Annotated in this window: 16 protein-coding genes, 2 pseudogenes and 1 riboswitch; of the genes and pseudogenes, 9 read left to right on the forward strand and 9 right to left on the reverse strand. The window is 46.2% G+C overall.

The annotated features are described in order from the left end of the window. Positions 1-75 precede the first annotated feature (75 nt). On the reverse strand, positions 76-1656 hold the full coding sequence (locus tag E5S67_RS26050) for a tetratricopeptide repeat protein (RefSeq protein ID WP_172191477.1): 1581 nt from the start codon (positions 1654-1656) through the stop codon (positions 76-78). Positions 1657-1798: 142 nt separating this feature from the next. Further along, complete coding sequence (locus E5S67_RS26055; protein WP_172191479.1) at positions 1799-2527, reverse strand: Bax inhibitor-1 family protein; 729 nt, start codon at positions 2525-2527, stop codon at positions 1799-1801. Positions 2528-3046: 519 nt separating this feature from the next. Here E5S67_RS26055 and E5S67_RS26060 point away from each other — a divergent pair. Then, positions 3047-3373, forward strand: coding sequence for a PEP-CTERM sorting domain-containing protein (locus tag E5S67_RS26060; RefSeq protein ID WP_172191481.1), 327 nt, complete (start codon positions 3047-3049; stop codon positions 3371-3373). Between the two features lie 100 nt (positions 3374-3473). Here the strand turns inward: E5S67_RS26060 and bchD are convergent, their stop codons facing one another. Beyond that, the gene (gene bchD / locus E5S67_RS26065) at positions 3474-5609 is read right to left on the reverse strand and encodes a magnesium chelatase ATPase subunit D (protein WP_172191483.1); all 2136 of its coding nucleotides are present in this window, start codon (positions 5607-5609) and stop codon (positions 3474-3476) included. Positions 5610-5643: 34 nt separating this feature from the next. Continuing rightward, positions 5644-7035 carry an ATP-binding protein gene (locus E5S67_RS26070; protein ID WP_339382726.1) on the reverse strand — a complete coding sequence of 464 codons (1392 nt, stop codon included), beginning with the start codon at positions 7033-7035 and terminating at the stop codon, positions 5644-5646. An 86-nt stretch (positions 7036-7121) separates the two neighbouring features. Here E5S67_RS26070 and E5S67_RS26075 point away from each other — a divergent pair, with 86 nt between their 5' ends. After that, positions 7122-8459, forward strand: coding sequence for an ArsB/NhaD family transporter (locus tag E5S67_RS26075; protein WP_172191485.1), 1338 nt, complete (start codon positions 7122-7124; stop codon positions 8457-8459). Between the two features lie 114 nt (positions 8460-8573). Here E5S67_RS26075 and E5S67_RS26080 read toward each other — a convergent pair whose 3' ends face one another. Then, positions 8574-9779: a sensor histidine kinase gene (locus tag E5S67_RS26080; protein ID WP_172191487.1), complete on the reverse strand. Its 1206-nt coding sequence runs from the start codon at positions 9777-9779 to the stop codon at positions 8574-8576. A gap of 176 nt (positions 9780-9955) precedes the next feature. Further along, positions 9956-10168: riboswitch (cyclic di-AMP (ydaO/yuaA leader) on the forward strand. A 100-nt stretch (positions 10169-10268) separates the two neighbouring features. Here E5S67_RS26080 and ntrB point away from each other — a divergent pair. The 4 genes from ntrB to E5S67_RS26100 all read left to right on the forward strand — a co-directional run bounded on the left by ntrB (position 10269) and on the right by E5S67_RS26100 (position 14504). Then, positions 10269-11117 carry a nitrate ABC transporter permease gene (ntrB, locus tag E5S67_RS26085; RefSeq protein ID WP_172191489.1) on the forward strand — a complete coding sequence of 283 codons (849 nt, stop codon included), beginning with the start codon at positions 10269-10271 and terminating at the stop codon, positions 11115-11117. Positions 11118-11290: 173 nt separating this feature from the next. Further along, complete coding sequence (locus E5S67_RS26090; RefSeq protein ID WP_172191491.1) at positions 11291-12724, forward strand: ABC transporter substrate-binding protein; 1434 nt, start codon at positions 11291-11293, stop codon at positions 12722-12724. Between the two features lie 105 nt (positions 12725-12829). Continuing rightward, complete coding sequence (locus tag E5S67_RS26095) at positions 12830-13669, forward strand: nitrate ABC transporter ATP-binding protein (RefSeq protein ID WP_172191493.1); 840 nt, start codon at positions 12830-12832, stop codon at positions 13667-13669. A 46-nt stretch (positions 13670-13715) separates the two neighbouring features. Then, a complete protein-coding gene (locus E5S67_RS26100; RefSeq protein WP_339382727.1) occupies positions 13716-14504 on the forward strand; it encodes a universal stress protein in 789 nt (262 codons plus the stop codon). 215 nt (positions 14505-14719) lie between these two features. Here E5S67_RS26100 and E5S67_RS26105 read toward each other — a convergent pair whose 3' ends face one another. Continuing rightward, the gene (locus E5S67_RS26105) at positions 14720-14938 is read right to left on the reverse strand and encodes a hypothetical protein (RefSeq protein ID WP_172191507.1); all 219 of its coding nucleotides are present in this window, start codon (positions 14936-14938) and stop codon (positions 14720-14722) included. Positions 14939-15174: 236 nt separating this feature from the next. Continuing rightward, entirely contained in the window at positions 15175-17136 is a 1962-nt protein-coding gene (locus E5S67_RS26110) for a S9 family peptidase (RefSeq protein ID WP_172191495.1), read from the reverse strand. 154 nt (positions 17137-17290) lie between these two features. Here E5S67_RS26110 and E5S67_RS26115 point away from each other — a divergent pair. From E5S67_RS26115 to E5S67_RS26125, 3 genes and pseudogenes are all read left to right on the forward strand, one after another. Then, positions 17291-18091: pseudogene (locus E5S67_RS26115) on the forward strand (nucleoside hydrolase). A gap of 207 nt (positions 18092-18298) precedes the next feature. Next, complete coding sequence (locus E5S67_RS26120) at positions 18299-19645, forward strand: DUF3370 domain-containing protein (protein ID WP_172191497.1); 1347 nt, start codon at positions 18299-18301, stop codon at positions 19643-19645. A 123-nt stretch (positions 19646-19768) separates the two neighbouring features. Then, positions 19769-20146, forward strand: coding sequence for a VanZ family protein (locus E5S67_RS26125; protein ID WP_172191499.1), 378 nt, complete (start codon positions 19769-19771; stop codon positions 20144-20146). 195 nt (positions 20147-20341) lie between these two features. Here the strand turns inward: E5S67_RS26125 and E5S67_RS26130 are convergent, their stop codons facing one another. Further along, positions 20342-20851 (reverse strand): tetratricopeptide repeat protein, encoded by a 510-nt coding sequence (locus E5S67_RS26130; RefSeq protein ID WP_172191501.1) that lies wholly within the window; start codon positions 20849-20851, stop codon positions 20342-20344. Positions 20852-20898: 47 nt separating this feature from the next. Further along, positions 20899-21373 (reverse strand): annotated as a pseudogene (locus E5S67_RS26135) (DUF4335 domain-containing protein); the annotation flags it as partial.

Here is a 21373-nt window from a genome sequence, read left to right on the forward strand (position 1 = left end):
TCCTTAGTAGTGTAGATTTTCAGATCTGAAGTCTATTTATTTTCAACTCACCTTTGCTGAGTCTTTTCTTGCTGCCTAGTCTAAACTCCAGGTTGAATTGAAAGTTTTACCGCATTCGTGAGCGCATACGTCCAACCTTTTAGAACAGGAAAAACTTTTTGTGAGGTCTTCGCGAAACCAATCTCTTGCGATCGCATCTTTCACCGATTGAGTTCTGAGAGAATTAAAGCCATTTCCGTATTTTTCAATTAAAGCCAGCATTTGCGGTCTGTAAGTGTGGTTATAAACAGCGTATTTAGTATGGCTTACCCAACAGCAAGGCCAGAGTTCCGCTTCAAAACTGATGAAAATCTCTTTGGTGGCTTGAGTTTGACAGCTAATTTCTACATTTCGGTAGTAATTGTTTAGGCTACCAAATTTTTCTACAGCTTGGATAAATTGGTCTCCCTGGGGATTTTTATATTGTTCCAACGATGGGGGTTGAAGTTCTTCGCTTGCTGGCTCTGATGGGACAGAAGGAGTTGGTTCTGGTGCTTGAGAACTTTCGATAGCTATAGCTTGATACCAAGCATAATTTGCTTTTTCTGGTTGCCCCAACTGAGTCAACACTTTAGCTAAATTGCGATAAGCTCCTGCAAAATTGGGCTTAAGCTCGATCGCCTTTTGGTAATAAGCACTAGCTGGCTGCCACTGTTGCTGTTGAGCATAAAGACTGCCGACATTAGCATAAACTTCTGGAAAATTAGGCTGAATTTTTAGGGCTTTTGCGTAACAGTCTGCTGCTGCTTGCATCTTCCCCAAACCTTGAACAGCATTGCCTAAAGTTTTCCAGGCTGCTGCAAAATTAGGTTGAATTTTCAGGGCTTTTTGGCTGGCTGCGATCGCTTCTGATAGCTTTCCTTGTTTCAAACATTTCTCAGCTTGTCGGTGGAACTGAAGCGCGGCCTGTTCTTGATGCTGAGGGGCTGGCCAATTAGCTGTTTCTGGTTGGTTTTGGCGATCGCTCTTAGCCTCTAGCTGAGAGTTTTCTGCCTTCTGGGGCTGTTGATTTGCGGACTCTTTGTCATAAATCTCTTTCGCCACAAAACGAGAGGTTGCTTTCGGTACAAACTCGACAAATCCTAATTCTTCTGCTAAAGCGCGAGCTGATTCTACTTGGTGCTGGTTGTGTTCAAATATCAAGTAGTGCCATACAGCTTTTCCGCCAGCTTGGATAAAGGCATTAACAGACTGCATTATCCTGTCCCAGTTGGTATTTTGGCGGTAGATGCTGTTAGTATCTGCCAACCCGTCGATACTAAAAATTACGCGATCGTGTTCTCCTGTCATCGCCTTTGCCAGGGCTTGCCACCAGTCGGGGTTGCGTCCGCTACCGTTGGTGTACACGCTGATATGAGGAACTCCCATGCGGTGCAAATATTCGATCGCCGGAATTGTAGTATTGCTAGTCATAGCATCGCCGTAGTTGCCGCACATATAAACCAAATCCAACTGAGAGCAAAAATCTTTTGGGAAAATTCTTTCAATATCCTCCATCTTTAATTCCGCCCCCGGCAAAATCGGGTTGTCGGTGCGGGGACACTGGGGGCAAGCTGCATTGCACCTGGAGGTAATTTCTACGCTGACTATCTTGATATCTTCATATTTTAAGTACATGAGTTTTCCCCAATTAATTTTTTATGAATGTTGAGAAAGGACGCGACAATCGCTATCTTAGTTCCTAAACTTAATAAAAATCAAAAACCGCGGCCGGATGTCGATCGAGCCGCGGTTTTTTTTTAAGCTAAAGTTTCAATTATTAATCGCGGCTGTTGATAGCAATCAGCAGGCGCAGAATAAAGATGAACAAGTTGATGTAGGTCAAGTACATCGACAGAGCAGCGGGCAAATACTGGTCGTCGCGGTAGCTGCGGGGTAATATGTAAAAATCGACGATCGCAGCGCCGGCGAACAGAAATACGCCGATGCCGGAAATGCCAATTTCCAACCAAGTTGGGGTGTAGATGCCAAATACAGAGAGCAGAACCTGACCGACAACGACGACGAACAAAGCAATGACACCTAAACTGATAGTTTTGGTGAGGGCCATGCCGTCTGTTTCGGACAAGTTGGAGCCAATTTGGCGGGCGGCGATAAAGGTAATGCCGCAGCCGAGTGCTGCAAAACCGATCCCGGAGATGCCGACGCCTTGGGTTCTGAGGGCTGTAAATACCAATCCGCTGAGGGTGTAGCCCGAAAGCAGGCTGTAGGTTGCCAGCAGGGGCAAAGCGGTATTTTTGTTGCCTTGTTCGGCTGCACCGCGGGCGACGAAGAACAGAATTAATTCTACGACGATCGCGGCGATGAAGGTGGGAAAGAATATCCCGGGATAGTTGCGGATCACTCCGAGGCCGCCGTAGGCGCCGACAGCAGTTAAGACGAGTCCGCCGCCCACGAAGGGGAGAGCGTTGGAGATGACGTTGGGGCCTACGAGGGCGTGGTTTTTCGCCTCGCGCACGGCTTCGCGAAAATTGCTTGTGTTACTCACGAGGATTTACCTAATTTTGGCTGAGAATTGCTATCTATATTTTGACAGCTTTACAGTTTGTTTGCAAAACCTGAAAGAGTTTAAAGATTTGATAAAGAACGGGGGTGAAATCACTCCAAAGCAGGGATCGATTGTTTATAATCGACTGCGTACAAGTCTGTGCCGTGTTGCCCTCTCGCACCGTTGCGCGTCGCTGCAGAGCTATCATTGAGGTTCAAGGGCGCTATCTGCAGGAGGGGCAAGCTGAGAGTCGATCGAATCGCAGATAGCTGAAGTCAATCAATTTTGGATTTGGGATTTACGATTTGGGATTGAGGACTCTATGCTAGAAGCAGGGGCCGCAGTTGATTTTAGGTTTTTGATTTGGGGCTTAGTTGAAACTAGGGACAGGAAACCCCAACAATCTAAAATCTCAAATCTCAAATCGCTTGGGTTAGTTGCTAAGGTAGCTCAGACAGGGAAGGCCCAAAAAATTAACGATCGAGTTCGATCGACAAAATGCTAAACAGGTAATGTCCAATGCCCACCTTTTTTCCTAGCAAATTATTGCCAACTGCCGCCGGAATTTTATTGGCTGCCGCCGCTGTGATTTCAGGCAGTCAAGCTGCCCTTGCAGCTAATGTCCAAGCCGTTTCTACCACTGCTTCACGGCAGGGTTCAGAAAATTTGTTGCTGGCTCAAATCAGTCAACTCCGCGACGGTACAACTTCTCCAAGCCCTAGCCCGGGAACCGTAACGCCGGTTCCTCTGCCCGTAAGAATTCCTGAGCCTTCGACCGTGGTAGGGTTGGGTTTAATTGCGGGTTCGCTGGCGGTGACTCGCCGGAGAGTGAGATTTAAAAATTAGACTTTTTGCCAAAATCCGAGTGTTTGATTGTTAACCGCAGAGGTAACACAGGCGTGAGGCCCGTGTCTATAAATGCGGGTGGAATCTCGATTTAAGAATTTTAGCCGATCGCGTCGCGCAGAGCATTTTTAGTCATAGCTGCGATCGACTGTTCGGTAGCTTTCGGCAAGTGATAGTATTTCCCTCCAGAAGTCTTGGCCAATTCCTTCGCAAAGCCAGTCGAAATAAACTTGCTCTCCGTATCAATCACCAGCAACTGCATTCCCAACCCGCGAATTTTGGCAGCAATTTCTAACAATTCCTGCTTAATATCAGGCTTTTCTCCATCTAAAATCGGTTCGCCCAAAGAACGAGCCAAAGGAATATTACCGCGTCCGTCGGTAATGGCGACAATCGCAACTTGACCGACATCTCCAGACTGCCGCGCGTTGACTCCGACGCGCACGGCTTGAGTTAAACCGTGGGCCAGGGGGGAACCGCCACCGCAGGGCAACCGTTCCAAACGCTTGCGGGCCAAGGCTATTGAGCGAGTCGGCGGTAGCAGCACTTCTGCTTGTTCTCCGCGAAAGGGAATCAGAGCAACTTGGTCGCGGCTTTGATAAGCTTCTGTGAGTAGCTGCATGACTGCACCTTTGGCCGACTGCATCCGGTTGAGCGCCATCGAACCGGAAGCATCCACAACAAATACGACTAAAGCTCCAGCTTTTCTGGCCAAGCGCTTCGCCCGAATGTCTCCCTGTTCCACAAATACACGGCGCTCAACCCCCCCTTGCCCGGGGGGTTGACTCGCCTCTTGCCCCCCCGAAGCTTGGGGGGGTTGGGGGGGGTGAGAATTCCTGTCGCGGCGGGCTTTTTGGTAGGGTGCGGCGGCTCTGAGGGTGGCGTCAACGGCGATGCGGCGGACGGGGCCTTTGGGCAATACTGGCTTGACGTAACGGCCTCTATCTTCCGAGAAAATGGTGCTGCGGCTGCCCGATTTGCCTTGGCGGTTGGCGGCTTGGGCGAAGAAAAGCACGCTGGGGTCGAGAATTACTCCTTCGGGGTCGAAGAGAAATTCTTCGGGAATGGTATCTTTTTCTGGTTCTTCTTCAGGTTCTGGGTTGTCTTCATCCTCTTGGTCTTCTTCGTCTTCTTGCTCGTTTTCTGGTTCGTCTTGTTCTTGTTCTGACTGCTTTTGGGGAGGCGGTGGGGGGGGAGGAGGAGGAGAGTTTTCGTCTGGGGGAGTTTGGATGATGGTGGCGCGGGGTACGATGACTAATTCTACGGCGCGGCGCAGGTCTTCGGCGTTAACTTCTGTGCGTCCCTCGATGGCTGCGGCGGCTTTGGCGACGCGGACTGCGAATATTTCGGCGCGGTGTCCTTGAACGCCGCCCCGGATGGCTTCTTCTACTAGGTAGGCAATTTGTTCGCGTTTAATGCTGACATCTTTGAGCCATTCTCTGGCTAGGATGATTTGGGTTTTGAGGTTGTCGGTATCTTCGCTGTATTGATTGAGAAATTCTTGGGGGGAGCTGGAGTAGGATAAAGCTTGTTCTACTGCATAGACTCTTTCTTCTATTTCGAGTGCTGCGTCGGCTGAAAGTACGATCGCGATTCGATCGAGCAAATGTTCTCGGAGCGGCCCTTCTTCGGGGTTGTAGGTAGCAATAAATAGAGGTTTGCAGGGGTGTTGGAAGCTAATGCCTTCGCGCTCTATTTGGTTGCGCCCTTCGGTTAATACTGTTAGCAATTGGTTGGAAATATTGTCATCGAGGAGGTTAATTTCATCTACATAAAGTACGCCTCGATTTGCTTGGGCTAAAAGTCCTGGTTGAAATACGGTTTCGCCGAATTTTACTGATTGTTCGACATCTACGGAACCTAAGAGTCTGTCTTCGGTGACACCCAAAGGAATTTGAATGAATGGTGTGGGAATTATTTCTGTATTTGGCGAATTAGTATCGGTAGTGTGGGCATCTTGCCCGCTTTCTTCCAATAGAGAAGATGCCTTTTGTTCAATATTTGCATTAGGTTCGGCGTTGCAAAAAGAGTCTTTAACAATTTCAATTGGTGGCAGTAAGGAGTGCAAGGCGCGGGCCATTACTGATTTTGCTGTCCCGCGACGGCCTGCGATCGCCACTCCTCCCAATCCGGGATCGACTGCTGCTAACAGCAGGGCTAATTTGATTGCTTCTTGCCCGACTACGGCGGTGAGGGGAAAGGCTGTGGTGGAAGGGCTAAGGTTGGCTGCGGGCATAGGATTTTCGGATGTAAAAATTTGAACTTAATGTTTAGCTTACTTGTTGAAGGATTTTAACTTCTAGGGGCAGAATCACGGTAAAAGTTGAGCCGACTCCTATTTCTGATACTAGCTCGATTTTGCCTTGCAGCAGCGTGACGAGCTGCGATACTATTGCTAATCCCAGGCCTGTGCTTTCGGTGGGAAAGAGCTGTTTGCCGGCTTCTCCTGCTTGAAAGAAGGGATCAAAGATGCGGCTTGTATCTTCGGGGGCGATGCCCATGCCAGTATCTGTAATTGCGATCGCCCAATTTGCTTCTCCAGCAAGGCGGCAATTTAATTCAATGCTACCAGATTTTGTATAGCGAATGGCATTGCTCAGCAGGTTGATCAGAATTTGTTGCAGCCGCTGTCCGTCGGCGATTACTTGTGTTGGGGCGCAGTCGCTGGTAACAGAGAGCTTGAGTCCTTTAGCATCAGCAATTGGCTGCATCATTTCTACTGCGGTGTTAATTAGAGATTGTACATTAGTTCGCTGCAGGTTAAGTTTAATTTTTCCGGCATTGGCGCGAGAAAGTTCTAGTGTGTCATTAATCATGCCCAGCAACTGTCTGCCGTTGCGCAATACTCGCTCGATGTGTTCGGCGCCGGGGAGGGTATCTTTGATTTCAGATTGCCATTTTTCTTGGCGCAAAAACAGTTCGGAATAACCGATAATTGAGTTGAGAGGAGTTTTGAGTTCGTGAGCTAAATGGTAGATGTTTTCTTGATTGACACTGACGAGGCGCTTGAGTTCTTGATTGGTGAGTTTTAACTGAGTTTGGATTTGTTGAATTTCCCGCAACCTCTGACCGACGTAGCTGTTGAAACACTGGGCAATTGCTTCGTCTAGTACGGCATCTATCAGCCGAAAAGCTCTGAATACGTCTGCGACGCTTCCTGCTAGCAATTCGGCTTCTAAGTGGGAGAATATTACTTGACGCAATAAATGGTATTCGCGGGCTACTTCTGCGGCGTCGTAGCCTTGTTCGGCTCTGATTAATCCGTGATCTAAACTGGCTTGAATTATTACTTTTATGTCGCTCTTTTGATATTGCGAGAGCACTGTCGTCATCGCGGCCAGCAGGTAAGGTATGTGATTTTCGATCGCTGACTGCGGTAAGGTGTCAGCGGTTTCAATTTTCCGATCCAAGCGTACTGCTTCAATCCAGTTTTTGAGGATAGTATCGGTTTTTTCGGCGAGCACTTGGCTATAGTCCATGATTTCTGCGTGGGGGGTTGAGTTTGGCAGATATTGCCCATGCTTCATTGTAGTTGAGCTATCGCCCGATCGGTATACCAAACTTTGGGCGATCGCGACCCTGCCAAAAGAAGTAGTTTTGAGGTGATTTTTTTCCTGTGCCGGATCTCTGTCGAGTGCTCGTTCCCAGGTTGTTGCTACCAAAATCAGCACTTAAACTTATTGACAGAAGAGCCATAAAGTAGTATACTAAGCCAACCCGATAATTTTTAATTTTTTCAGGGGACTAAATGGAAAACGTGCAAGCTGCGATCGCTGCTGCAACATTTATCGGTGTAGTTTTTTTAATAATTACAGAATGGATACACCTAACAGTTGCGGCATTTCTGGGAGCGGTGATTCTGGTTTTTACCCACGTAATGACGTTAAACGACGCGATCGAATATATCAGTCGGAGTCACGCAACTCTGGGCTTATTCTTCGGAGTCATGGTAATGGTGAGAGCCTTTGAGCCTACCAAAGTATTCGACTACCTGGCAACTCAAATAGTTATTTTGGCTAAAGGCAAAGGCAAAAATCTCTTGCTGGGTATTGTCGCCATTACTACGCCAATTTGTGCAGTTTTGCCCAATGCCACGACAGTCATGCTGCTAGCACCATTAATTCCGCCAATGGCACAAGAAGTCGGTGTAGATTTCGTGCCGCTGCTAATTTTAATGGTATTTGTGGCTAACAGTTCGGGACTGCTGACAATCGTAGGCGATCCGGCGACATTTATTGTCGGCGATGCTATTAACATGAGCTTTGCAGATTACCTGGTAAAGTTAAGTTTGGGCGGGGCGATCTCAGTAGCAGTCTTAGTGGCGATCCTACCTTGGCTGTTTCCCGAAATCTGGAACAAAAAATTAGAAGATTTGGAGCACTTGCCACACCCAAAAATTAATCACCCGCGAGTCTTAGCAGTGGGCGGTGTAATTATAGCTTTCGTGCTGACATTTTTTGTAATAGGAGATTCTCTGCCCGTGCCTGTTTCACCGGCGGCGGTTGCTTTGTTGGGGGCTGCTTTGGCAATGCTATTAGCTCACCATTCCCAAATTGATTCTGTTAATAATATTTTGCGGGATTTAGATTGGAGCACGCTGCTATTTTTTATGTCATTTTTTGTGCTAATTGGCGGTTTGGAAAAAACCGGGATTATCGGTCATCTGTCAGGTTTTTTAGCAGTTATTTTAGGTAAAAATATTTTTTTTGGTTCTTTAGGTTTGTTATTTGTTGTGGGTTTGATGTCGAGCGTAGTGCCCAACATTCCGCTGGTGGTGGCGATGGTGCCGCTGCTAAAACAATACGTTGTCAATGTCGGGTTCGCACCGGCAGAAGTCCTGGCTCCAGATTTTGCAGGGCAGTTTCCAATCGAAGTGCTGCCGCTATTTTATAGCATGATGTACGGGGCAAATTTAGGGGGAAATGGCAGTTTGATAGGAGCTTCTTCTAATATAGTGGCGGCGGGAATTTCCGAGCAGCACGGACGCCGGATTTCTTTTCAAACTTTTCTGCGTTACGGAGTTCCTGTGATGGCGTTGCAATTGGTGGCTGCGGCTGTTTATGTAACTATTCGGTTTCTAATTTGAAGAAGTCATTAGTGATTAGCCGTGAGTTATTAGTCATTAGTCATTGCTTTTGTTGCTAGAGAACTAAAGAATAGGTAAGGTGCTTAGGTTGCAGTCTAAATATAGAGGTTGAAGTTATTCCTGAATCTCAACTCCATCCACTTCTAAGGGAAAAATTACAGTGAAGGAAGAGCCAACTCCTACTTCAGAAACTAATTCGATTTTACCTTGCAAGAGGTTGACTAATCGAGCGACAATTGCTAGGCCTAAGCCGGTACTGTCAGGCATCAAAGAACCTAGGGAGCTGTCGGCCCGAAAATAGGGCGTAAAAATCCGATCGCAGTCTTCTGAAGCAATGCCAATTCCTGTATCGGTGATGGAGATACTCCAATGTTTGTCTGACAATAATTCGCTTTTTATGCTAATAGTACCAGCTTGGGTGTAGCGAATGGCGTTGCTCACCAAGTTGGTGATAATTTGCTGCAAGCGCAAGTAATCTGTCATAACTCGATCGAGAACCGGATCGCACTCAACGGCGATCTCTAAATTTTTTGCTTTAGCCAAAGGCTCGATTATTTCGACAACAGTGACGATCGCCGATCGCACATTTGTGGCAGTTAGCTGCAATTTTATGCGTCCCGCGTCGTACCGCGAGATTTCGAGAGTATCGTTAATTAATCTAAGTAACCGTCTGCCGTTTTTGAGGACTTTATCAATATGTGCCAAATTGGGAACAGAATCTTTAACTCTAGGATTGTTTCTTTGGCGCAAAAACAATTCTGAGTAGCCAATAATAGAGGTGAGGGGGGTTTTCAATTCGTGAGCTAAGTGAGATAGATTATCTTGACTGGCGCGAAGCAAGCGAGTCAGCTCTTGATTTGTAAGTTGCAATTGGTTTTGCAACTCCTGTAGTTCTTGGAATCTTCCCTGGGTATAGCTTTTGAAACATATAGCAATTGCTTCGTCGAGCACATTGTCAATTAAGCGGTAAGCTCGGTTCACTTCAGCGGCTGAGCCTTTTAGCAATTCTGGCTCTATAGCCTCGAAAATTACCCTCCGCAGCAAGCGGTATTCCCGCGCAATTTCTTCGGCATCGTAGCCTTGTTGTGCCCTGACAGTCCCGTGTTGTAAACTTTCTTGTATGACTGTCCGAATGTCGCTGTCTTCTGATTGGGACAGGATAGTTACGATCGCTTGCAGTACGAGGGGAAGGCTGTCGCGCACGGAATCGTAGGTGAGTTGCTTGGCGGTTTCGATTTCCTCGTCTCCCCGAACAGCTTCGATCCAGTTTTCGGTAATTATATCAATTTTATCTTGTAGCGCTTGGCTAAAATCTATCATGGCTCTTAGATATGAATCAAGTGAGCGATCGCATTTTATATCTTTAGGTTAGTTTAATAATTAACTTTTTGTTTTGAATTTTCACTCAACTTTTTAGCTTCGCCGCAAATAGCTACTCCTAAAGATGTATTGACATAATTATACGCTCGTGCTAGCTTAAGTTAAATAAATTGGCTTAAAAAGTCAAGCCTAATCCAGCACTGCGCGATCGAACCAAGCGTGCGGCTGGAGCGGAGGAACCAATTTTCGGGGCGAATCTCTACAGAATTATAAAACAAAGTTAAAAATTGCCAAATTAGAGTGTAATTTTTGATTTTGAAATCTCTAGAGAAGGACATCTCTCAGTCCTAGCCCGTCAGCTAACTTCGCAGGCATTGAGAAGAGACTGAAAAGCCAAATGTTCTGAAAAAGATTGTTTGGCTTCGTCAGTGTCTCAGGTTGGTATTGTTCAAGATTCTTGTACCTGCCCTGACTCTGAAGGAGATTGAAATGTTCGTACAGCTTAATTTATCTGCGATCGCACTTGCAGGAGTTGCAACGTGGAAGCGTGTAAAACCCGTTGTCATCCGAGATGCTGTTTTGTTACCTGCTGCGGGTTTTTTGGGAATTCTTGGTGTGTGGTGGATTGTTGCCAGCTTCAACAGCGATTTGATTCCCACTCCGTATCAGGCGTTAATAGCTAATTTAGATTACATATTCCATCCATTTTATCAGCGCGGGCCTGGAGATTTAGGCATTGGCTGGCTGCTGCTAGCGAGTTTGCGCAGGGTGTTGGTGGGATTTTTCCTGGGTGCTGCAGTTGCAATTCCCGTGGGATTTCTGATCGGGATGTCGAAACCGGCAATGATGGCGCTCAATCCGCTGATTCAAATCTTCAAACCGGTGTCGCCGCTAGCTTGGCTGCCCATAGCTTTATCGATTTTTAATTTAGCAGAGCCGTCGGCAATTTTTGTCATATTTATCACGTCTTTGTGGCCGACAATTATCAACACAGCTTTGGGAGTTTCTAGCGTTTCCAAGGATTATCTGGATGTGGCGCAAGTTTTGGAAATGCCTCGCTGGAGGCGGATTACCAAGATAATTTGGCCGGCGAGTTTGCCATACATTTTTACAGGTTTGCGGATTAGTTTGGGGATTGCTTGGCTGGTGATTGTGGCGGTGGAAATGCTGACAGGCGGTGTGGGAATTGGCTTTTTTGTCTGGGATGAATGGAGCCGCTTGAACCTAAGTTCGGTATTTTTAGCGGTGTTTGTAATTGGTTTAACTGGATTGTTGCTCGACGCTGCAGTTGACAAAGTTCAGGAATTGGTAACGCATCGATCGGTCATTAATCATTAGTCATCAGTCAGTAGTCATCAGTCATTAGTCAGCAGCGAACAGTTAACTATCAACTGTCAACTGTAAGGTGCGTCGCTCATCAATGGTCGATTTTTGTTTGTGATGGTTGGTGGCGACGCACCCTACAACTACAACTTCAAATCTAAAATCTAAAATCTAAAATCTAAAATTGTATGAGTGACAAGTTTTCCAATGAATGGAACCGCCGAGAGTTTTTGCAAGGAATGGGAGCGGCGGCGGCGGCGGGAATGGCTTTATCTGGTTGTGGAATTAGCGCGGATCGATCGGCAAAAGGACTCACAGAAGAAGCCGAAGCGGTAAAGCCGGTCGTCGATTACCGAACCTTAGAAAAACCCGATTTAACCGTAGGATACTTGCCCGTTAACGATTGTGCACCATTTGCGATCGCCTGGAAAAAAGGCTTTTTCCGCAAATACGGTTTAAACGTCCAACTCAACCGCGAAGCAAGCTGGGCAACTTCCCGCGACGGCCTCATCTTCGGCCGCCTCGACGCCTCCCCAGTCGTATCCGGCGCCGTCACAAACGCCCGAATTGGCGCCGAAGGAGCGCGGCACGCACCCCTGTGCGCAGCAATGACAATTCACCGCCACGGCAACGCCATGACGATGAACAAAGCTATGTGGGATTTCGGTTTGCGCCCGTGGCACGAATATAACGGCAATTTGGAAGAATTTGGCAAACAATTTCGAGCCTTTTTTGACAGTCAGCCACCGGAAAACAAGGTTTGGGCAGTGGTTCTGAGTTCTGCGATTTACGAATACTTTGTCCGCTACATATCGGCGGCTGCCGGTGTCGATCCGTTCAAAGAATTTCGGGTAATTATTGTGCCGCCGCCGCAGATGGTAACCAACATCAGGATTGGCGCGATGCAGGCTTACATGGTGGCCGAACCTTGGAATACGCGGGCAATTCAAGGCAATTTGGGAGTGGGTTTTACCTTCGTGCAAGGCAAGGAAGTTTGGCTGGGACATCCCGATCGCCTTTTGGGAGTAATGGAATCATTCATTGAGGAAAATCCGAGGACTTATTACTCGCTGGTTAAGGCAATGGTGGAAGCTTGTCAGTATTGCAGCAAGCCGGAAAATCGCAATGAAATATCGGCGCTGCTGACAGAGCGATCGTTTACGGGGGCGAAACCGAAAAAAGGGGCGATCGACAAATTTACGCGACCGGCAATAGTTGGCGACTACAACTATGGAGGGTTTGACGGAAAAGACCGCACCCTACAATCGGAAGATGCAACTATTTTCTATGACATTCCTAAGAATTTGCCTCAAATACCGGGAAATCATTCAACATTTATGTGGCAGTCTCAGAGTATTTGGTTGATGACTCAAGCCGCTCGCTGGGGACAGATTAAAGAAGTGCCAAAAAATGCTGAGGAATTAGCTAAAAAAGCTTGGAGAACCGACCTTTACCGCAAGATTGTTGCCGAAATGGGGATCGATTGTCCGAAGGAGGATTACCAAGTGGAACCTGCAGAACTTTTCATTGATAAAAAGGCATTCGATCCTAGCGATCCGGTGGGTTATTTGAATAGTTTTGAAATTCGAGCCAACCGCCCTCAGTCTTTTTTTCAGTCTTAATTTCTACATTCCTGAACGCAGAACCTCTGCCAGGGGGCGCACCTTACCGCTTGCGCAACCGTTCGGAAATCAAATTAACACTTTACTACTTTTTAGGAGAATACCGTGACTCAATACTTTTCTACTTCTATCGAAGCCAGCAGCCAAGTCAAGAATCAGCCTGAGTTTCTGGAAATTAACAACTTGTTCAAGTCGTATAAAAATGCTGACGGTAGCGAATTTAGCGTTTTGGAAAATATCAATTTAAGTATTGGAGAAAACGAATATATTTCGGTGATCGGTCACTCTGGTTGCGGCAAATCAACGCTGCTAAAAATAGTGGCAGGTTTGGAAAAACAGAGCAACGGAATAGTGACACTGGAAGGAAAAGAAATTCGCAAACCCGGAGCCGATCGCATGATGGTATTTCAGCACTACGGATTGCTGCCTTGGCTGACGGTGCGGGAAAATATTCGGCTGGCAGTTGATGAAGTTTTGCAAAGTCTCAGCCGTCCCGAGAAGATTAGTCTTGTCAACGAACACCTAGCAATGGTAAACTTAACGGCAGCAGCCGATAAATATCCAGACGAAATTTCAGGAGGCATGAAACAGCGGGTTGGGATTGCGCGAGCTTTGGCGATTCGACCGAAAATGTTATTAATGGACGAACCGTTTGGAGCGCTGGATGCTTTAACTCGCGGCAAGTTGCAGAAACAGGTGCTGGATATCTGGGAAAATCACAGACAAGCTGCAATGATGATTACTCACGATGTGGATGAAGCTATCTATATGTCCGATCGCATTGTGCTGATGACAAACGGCCCGGCTGCGACGATAGGTGAAATTTTGTCAGTGCCGTTTGCGCGCCCGCGCGATCGCCAAGAGTTGCGGGAATCCCAGGAGTATTACGAACTCCGCAACTATGCTTTGAATTTTCTCGATCGCTACTTTACTCAAGACGAATAACACCCGACGGACAGATAAAACAATTCACTTAAGAGAGGTCAAGCCTGTGAATCTCAAAACAATTTTAGCGCGTTTTGAAAGTGCATTGAGATCCCAAAATTTAGCAGAAGAAATGGTGTTGCTGCCTGAGCCACAAGTACCCATTTCTAAAAAAGCACAATCTATAAATTCGGCAAAAACAATCAATTTTATTGTCGGTTACAACAGTTCTCCTAAAAGTCAAATTGCTCTGGACATTACCCTTTGGATTGCGCATCAAACTCGTTTAGTAACAACTCAAGAAGTCACGGTTCAAGTCGTCTACGTGATCGACGAAGCGGCCAACAGCTACGGCGAAGATACTGGCAATTTTGCTGTGGGAAATGCGTTAGCTGCCAAGCCGAAAGTGTCCGATTTAGAGGAAACATTCGCCCTTAATTGTGCAGCGCCTGCGATCGCTTTATCTCCAACGGAAAGCCCATCAGTGTTCCCAGGAAACACTTGGCTCGATCCGCATTATTTCCAAGCTGTTTTTGGCCAAAATAATGAGTACGAAGTAGCAGATAGGTTGCTGTGGCAAGCGCGCTGTTTGGCTGAGGAATGGCGCGGTTTATTCAAAGCTCATTTGCGTATCGGGCGGGTTGCTACAGAACTGAGAAATGTGGTTGAATTAGAATCCGCAAATTTACTCTTCTTGGGCTGCGATTCGGGCAACCACTCGCTGGTTAGGGAACTAGGCAATAATTTTCCGTGCTGCGTACTCGGAATTCCTTCGGCACTCAGCTATCAGATGGATGTTCAGCCTGAAGAAAGTTTGAGCAAGTTGCAGTTTGCTAAAGCTATGTCTGCACATTAAACTTGTTGAGCGCTTACGCAAAACTTTTATAGCGGTAAGGTGCGCAGTGCGCACCCTACCGCTATAATTCGCGTACCAAACCTTTTTTTGCCTTAGTCCTAAGTCGATGAAAAATTAAAAATAGTTTGCTGGATCGAACTCCCAATTACGAGACAATTAGGAGTTTCTTGATTGTTAAAAATTTTAATATTACCGTAAACAAAAATTCTCGGCACTTACCTGATCGTAGACAATTCGTTAACTAATTTTATCTTTCCCCGGCACACAGAGCGCAGGAGCCGATCGATCGAGCGTTTGTCTTCCTCAGTCAAATTTTCGTCAAAAATAGCCGCCATCAAACCGTACCTATCGGCTAGAGTAATGTAGCCATTATGATTCACTTCGGCAAACAGCTCGGCCAAAGCAGATGGAATCAGGTGGACAGGAGTTTGCATAGTAATTGACTCTCTCACTCGGCGATCGTGCTCGGGCATTTTTGCGGTAACAAAAGGCGATCGCACTCTAAAATTTTGTCAGTGTATTGTCTTCAAACCTGTGACAATAAACAGCAAAACAGTGTGAGAATAAACAACCAAATTAGTGAACGACATCACATTCAATATTTGCAAATTATGCTATATATTGCAGTTGCGTCTCAGCACAAACAGAGCAACTGCAACCTTAATTTTTTCTAAAGATTGTAAATCTGCACTTCCTCCACAGGTTCAGCTAGCTCAAACTTAAACACCCGAGAATAGAAATAGAATTCGCCGTCAAGAGTTCTTTTGATATTTTCAGCGCGGCGAAAACCGTGGTGTTCCCCTTCGTAAGCAACATAAGCAACCGGCAAACCTTTAGCTTTCAATATCTCTACCATCATTTCCGCTTGATTGGGCGGAACCACTTTATCTTCTAATCCTTGAAAGAAGATAACGGGACAAGATAAACGTTCGGCGGAATGAATCGGCGAACGAGCTACATACAAATCTTTTCTTTCAGGATAAGGCCCGATTAATCCATCCAGATAGCGCGCTTCAAATTTGTGAGTATCCCCTGCCAAAGCTTCCAAATCGCTCACTCCATAATAGCTCGCACCGGCCTTAAACACATCCCGGAAAGTAAGAGCGCACAGAGTAGTGTACCCCCCTGCACTGCCTCCGGCGATCGCCATTCTTTCGCCATCAACTAAACCCCTTTGAGCTAAATATTTAGCACCGTTAGCGCAGTCGTCAACATCGACAATTCCCCAACTATCTTGCAGTCTTTTTCTGTATTCTCGGCCGTAACCAGTGCTGCCGCCGTAATTAACATCGAGCACGGCAAAACCGCGACTCGTCCAATATTGAATTTTCAAATTCATGCTGCTAGAAGTAGCAGCAGTTGGGCCTCCGTGACTTTTGACGACTAGCGGCGGCTTTTCACCCGCAGGTGCTGCGAAATCTTGATTTTTCGGGGGATAGAAGAAACCGAAAGCAGTCAAATTGTTTTCGGTGGGAAACTCGATAGGTTCCGGTGCAGAAAGATAACCCGGATTGATGCTTAAGTTGCTCGATTTGCGCAATATTTCTAGTTGGCTTTTTGCTAAATTCAGTTGTACAATAGCAGTAGATTCTGTCGGCGAACCTGCCAGAAAAACAACTATTTGTCCCTGCGCTTTGACCGAGGAAATATCAGTGTAAGGCGTCTCAATTGTTGTCAAATGCTTAGTCGTTAAATCGAGACTAGCTAAATACCACTTGCCTTGCTGAGTGTAGGTGCAAATAATTGTGCTTTCCGAGACAACGGCATAAGTAGACATTCCAAAAACCCACTGCGGGAGTCCGAATTCAGCCGCCATTTCGCACAAGCTGGTTTCTATCTCTGCTTCCCCCCTTACCAAGGGGGGATTGAGGGGGGTTCTAGATTGCCAGCGGTAGAAATTCCACCAGTTAGACTTGTCAGAAACAAAATACAAAACTCCATCTGGCGACCATTCCGGTTGAAAAATCGACTCATCAACACCGCCAGCAACTAAGTATTTTTCACCTAAAGAACCGTCAGCCTTAATTTGGGCCACCCACAATTCTGTGCCATCCCACGGCATATTGGGATGGTTCCAACAAATCCAGGAAAGTAGAGAACCGTCTGGACTTAAACGAGGGGAAGCATAAAAATCATTGCCCTGAGTTAAGATCTGAATATCTGCGCCGTTATCTAAATTAATGCTAACAATAGTATTGACAGGTTCCCCCTCACCTGCATGGTCTTCGCGCACCCAAATCAGGCGATTTCGTTGCTTGTCAACTATCGCATCTGCATAGCGAGAATTAGCAGCAGGTGTCAGAGGTTCGGGTTGAGAATCTAATGCTTGAGAATAAATACGTTGGTCGGCAAAATGAGAAAAGTAGACAACACCGCCAGCAACTGCAAAGGAAGCCCCGCCGTATTCGTTAACGCGAGTGCGAACATTAAAAGGATGCGGTGTCACGTCGTTGATTGTACCGTCAGGAGTGCGCCGCACGAGGACGCTTCTTCCCGCTTCCGAAGGCCTTCCCTCTACCCAATAAATATCATCGCCGTCAATAGCAATTTGTCCGAGTCCGACAGTTCCAGAAACAATTAAATCGGAAGAAATAGGTGATTTCCAAGAGCCGTAAGGTGATACTGTATTCATATAGTTGAGGCAGTTGTGTTTCTCGAACAAATAAATTTATATTTGTACTTTACACTAATTCAGTCACCGGGGAAGCAAAATGTCCAAAAAACTCGTACTCATGAATCGCGACGGTGCAGTTGACGACTATTTATCAGTCGTGTTGCTGATGACAATGGAGGAAGTCGAAACTCTGGGAGTAATTTTAACTCCTGCGGACTGCTACATTCAACCGGCGGTGAGTGCAACGCGCAAAATCCTTGATTTGATGGGGCGTTCAGAAGTTCCGGTGGCGGCGAGTACGGTGCGGGGACTGAATCCATTTCCGGTGTTATTTCGGCGAGAGTCCTTTGCAGTCGATCGACTTCCCATTCTAAATGAAAAAGGAACCATTGACACGCCGTTAATATCAGAACCCGGACAAAACTTTATGGTGCGAGTTTTGCAAGATGCAGCCGAACCAGTCACATTAATGGTAACGGGGCCGTTAACAACAGTAGCGCAAGCTTTAGATATCGCGCCAGAAATTGAAAGCAAAATTCAAGAAATTGTCTGAATGGGAGGCGCCCTCAATGTTATCGGCAATGTTAGCAAAGATATGGAACCCGGACAAGATATGTTGGCGGAATGGAATGCTTACTGGAACCCGATAGCAATCGATAGAATTTGGCAAACACAAATTCCCGTTGTCATGTGTCCTTTAGACATCACTAATAATGTACCGCTAACTGCCGAATTTTCCAATCTCTTAGCAAGACAGCGCAAATATCTAATTTCCGACTTAGCAGGACAGTGTTATGCCATCGCAATATCTCAAGATTGCTATTTTTGGAACATTTTGGCAACCGCTTATTTAGCGCGTCCCGAATTTTACCAACTGCGGGAATGGGAAACAGAAATTGTGACTGAAGGCATCAGTCAAGGACGCACAAAAATTAAAATGAAGGGCGAAAAATTCACGCAATGGATCAAGTAGATACCGCAAAGTTTTACAATTACATATTACAACAGTGGGCGCAATAAAAATCACAATATCTGCTAGGACGGGTCCGCAAAATCTTCGTACCAAACCCGGCGTGACGCGAAGATTTACCTTTTCTTCTCTTCCCTCTCTTTCTCTGCCCCCTTTGTGCCGTCTGCGGTTTAAAAAAAATCTCATCTACCAAATGGAAAACCTCAAAAAATGCTGCCAATTCTATCAATTATCCCCTTAGCCCAAACTCCTCCCGCACCTCAAGAAATCGTCCAAATACAAGAAGTGCGACCTCTCCCCGGACAGTTAGACAACATACCAGTATTTAACAGTAACAGTCCCGAAGTAGTGCTGCAAGAAGGAATTTTGGTTTCGACATTTACCCCGGATGGTAAAAGATTCCCGGCGGCACATTTAAATTTTCCGTTTCAAGGACGTTTTGACATCTTTGCCCACCACATTGCCAAAGCAACTAATCCCCAAGATTTGCGAACATTGTATCAAGGAGTAATTGTTTACAATCCGGGCAATAAACCTGTAACATTAGATATATTGCAAGCTGCGAGTTATCTCAGTCAACCCGATGCACCTTTTATTGAATTGCCGCCGCAAGTCGATAATTCAAACAGCAATATTTACGCGGGGCCGGGAAGCCGCGCTGTGAATGATATTCTGAGAGGAAGGAGACAGTCTGACTTTGGGCCTGAGTTAATTATTCCACCGGGGAAAAGCCAATTGTTGATGAATCATCCGATACCGGTGCGGGGATTGGTACCGCCGCTAAACGGTCGATCGACCTTGATGCGGTTGCGCAGCGATGGTATAGTCTATGTTGCCAGTCTGGCGATGTTTGCCCGAGTTGACGGACAGGGAAACGAGCGATCGCCCAACTTAGCAGAATGGCAAAACTTATTAAACAATGGTAATATAGCCGGGCCGCGCGATCGAGTTCCCACACCGCCAGAAATCACCGAAGGTCAAGTAATTTACGGCCGAGTCGCCGGTGTAGCATTAGGTTCAGAATGGCGAGCACTTCTCTCAGACAACCCCGCCACATCAAACCTAGCAATTCCCCAACCCGGAACAGCATTTTCCTACCCATTAAGCAGCCTCCCGCGCGGAATGCTGGGCACAAATCAAGTGCAAAGTGCGAGGATGTTAGTCCGCTACCCAGATACAGCATACCGCGCGCACGGCAATTACGGAATTCAATACAATCTCAGCTTGCCGCTATACAATTTTACCAGCAAAAATCAAACTGTAACTGTCGCGATTCAAACTCCAATTAAGACAGACAAATTAACTTCAGGAGGACTTAGTTTTTTTGAACCTCCGGCACCTCAAACTTTTTTTAGGGGGACGGTGAGAGTGCGGTATACTGATGACAGTAAAGTGCCTCAAACTCGCTACGTGCATTTAGTGCAGCGGCGGGGACAGCAGGGGGAACCTTTGGTAAAGTTAGAGATGAAATCGGGAGAAAAGCGACTTGTAGAAGTGGATTTTATTTATCCGCCCGACGCGTCGCCACCGCAAGTTTTGACAGTGAAAACAAATTAAATTTAACTCGCAGCTACGGGTAAACAGACGCCTACAAATACAATACGTAATTAACCAGATTTGATATTATTTTCGCGTTGGGCGGAGTTGGTTTGTGTCTAGTCGGTATTGCCAAAAAACAAGATGAAGTTCTCAAAAAAATTCTGGATAGTTGCTTGTTTTGTGTACGTTTTAATTCTTCTCAGTATCATGCTTTTAGCAGGTACGGGGAAATTAGTCAACTTTCCTCTCGCTCATCCGCCTTATGACAAACTCGGCCACTTTGTTTTGTACGGAATAGCATCTTTTTTGTGCCATAGAGCGACTGGCAAAAAAAACATTAATTTGTTTAATTATTCAATTCCTTTTGGGCCCGCAATTTTTACTGTGTTCACTGCTGCGGAAGAAATGCTGCAAGCGATTTTACCAAATCGTACTGCTAGTATTGAAGATTTTTTATATAGTTTTTGCGGGATTGCAGTTTTTTATTGGATTGGAGAAGTGTGGGATAGAAAAAAATAGAATTGAAAGCAACTGCACAAACCGATTTTCATGGGAAGCCGTGATACCATTTTAGATGATAGATTAAAGAATTGAAGAATTGGGGATGACAGGTTCCATAAAGGTTGCGAGCTTCCCTAGAGTTGCATTCTTTTGTGAAAATACTAGAAATTAGGGTGCGGTGCGCACCCTACGATACTAAAATCTAAAATGGTGTTACTTGCTGATGTCCTTGATAACTAGGTCGAGTGTATTTGCTTCTTGAGTTTTGCCTTGGTTTCTAAATAAATCCCTAGCTTTTTTTACCGACTCTACTGCCTCAGCCCTTTTATTTTGTGCGTACAAGACTTGCCCGAGCATATAATAAAATTCTGGGACGTTAGGTTTGAGGCGAATTGCTGTTTCAAAATTGGGAAGCGCTTCTGCTAATTTGTTTTGATTGGCTAGAATGCTGCCCAAGTTAGCGTAAGCTTCGGCAAAATTGGGGTCTATTTGAATTACTCTGCGAAATGCTGCTTCTGCACTTGCTCTGTTTTGTTGGGCGGCAAAATTTAAGCCTTGTTGGAAATATTCGTTTGCTCCCGTATTTTGAACTAAACTATTGTTGACTGGTGACTCTGCCCGCCGGGGTAAAGAGATATTGGCAGCACAAACTGGAGCAACGGTCAACAGGCTGGCTGCTGCTGCCGCCGTTAAAAAGTGATTTTTTTTGAACTTGTATAACATTGGCAATTAACCTAGATTTCCCATCTGTACAATGTGTTTGATAGCGTTTAATTACTCTCTTCCAAAAAGGTTTGTACTCGACCGTTTGGCCTCAAAACTACTCGAATTTTAGGGATTTTTCCATTGGAAACGGCAGAAACAAAGGGCTCGCCGGCTAATGGCATATTAATTTGCTCGATATAATCTGCTGCTGCTTTTCCCATCGGCACAATACTTTGAACAGACCCATTTTCATCGATCAGCACGCTGTATTCCAAAGTTTGTTCCATTCCTTCTGGAGGCTTCCAGCGTTCCTCAAAGTAAGTTCTAGCTTCTGAAACCTGAGGAATTGTATCAAATAAAGTGTGGTTTTTTTTGCTCGCCGCCACCTGGTTGTTATCCTCGGACTCGGCGGTTGGTTGAGCGTCCTCAAGAGGTGGGAGTTCGGTACTGGCGGGGGGGACAATCGGCTCGATGGGGCGGGGGAAGGTTTGCGGCGGGGGAACGGGAATTCGGGAAGCTGACAGGGAGGGCGGCAGGGGG

This window comes from Microcoleus asticus IPMA8, assembly GCF_013179805.1.
Classification (GTDB): Bacteria; Cyanobacteriota; Cyanobacteriia; order Cyanobacteriales; family Microcoleaceae; genus Microcoleus; species Microcoleus asticus.

Excerpts from the sequence above, each read along its gene's own strand:
- ntrB (WP_172191489.1), top strand. The coding sequence starts at position 10,269 with ATGTTCGTACAGCTTAATTTATCTGCGATCGCACTTGCAGGAGTTGCA.
- E5S67_RS26075 (WP_172191485.1), top strand. The coding sequence starts at position 7,122 with ATGGAAAACGTGCAAGCTGCGATCGCTGCTGCAACATTTATCGGTGTA.
- E5S67_RS26080 (WP_172191487.1), bottom strand. The coding sequence starts at position 9,779 with ATGATAGATTTTAGCCAAGCGCTACAAGATAAAATTGATATAATTACC.
- E5S67_RS26130 (WP_172191501.1), bottom strand. The coding sequence starts at position 20,851 with ATGTTATACAAGTTCAAAAAAAATCACTTTTTAACGGCGGCAGCAGCA.
- bchD (WP_172191483.1), bottom strand. The coding sequence starts at position 5,609 with ATGCCCGCAGCCAACCTTAGCCCTTCCACCACAGCCTTTCCCCTCACC.
- E5S67_RS26125 (WP_172191499.1), top strand. The coding sequence starts at position 19,769 with ATGAAGTTCTCAAAAAAATTCTGGATAGTTGCTTGTTTTGTGTACGTT.
- E5S67_RS26090 (WP_172191491.1), top strand. The coding sequence starts at position 11,291 with ATGAGTGACAAGTTTTCCAATGAATGGAACCGCCGAGAGTTTTTGCAA.
- E5S67_RS26110 (WP_172191495.1), bottom strand. The coding sequence starts at position 17,136 with ATGAATACAGTATCACCTTACGGCTCTTGGAAATCACCTATTTCTTCC.
- E5S67_RS26105 (WP_172191507.1), bottom strand. The coding sequence starts at position 14,938 with ATGCAAACTCCTGTCCACCTGATTCCATCTGCTTTGGCCGAGCTGTTT.
- E5S67_RS26060 (WP_172191481.1), top strand. The coding sequence starts at position 3,047 with ATGCCCACCTTTTTTCCTAGCAAATTATTGCCAACTGCCGCCGGAATT.
- E5S67_RS26050 (WP_172191477.1), bottom strand. The coding sequence starts at position 1,656 with ATGTACTTAAAATATGAAGATATCAAGATAGTCAGCGTAGAAATTACC.
- E5S67_RS26120 (WP_172191497.1), top strand. The coding sequence starts at position 18,299 with ATGCTGCCAATTCTATCAATTATCCCCTTAGCCCAAACTCCTCCCGCA.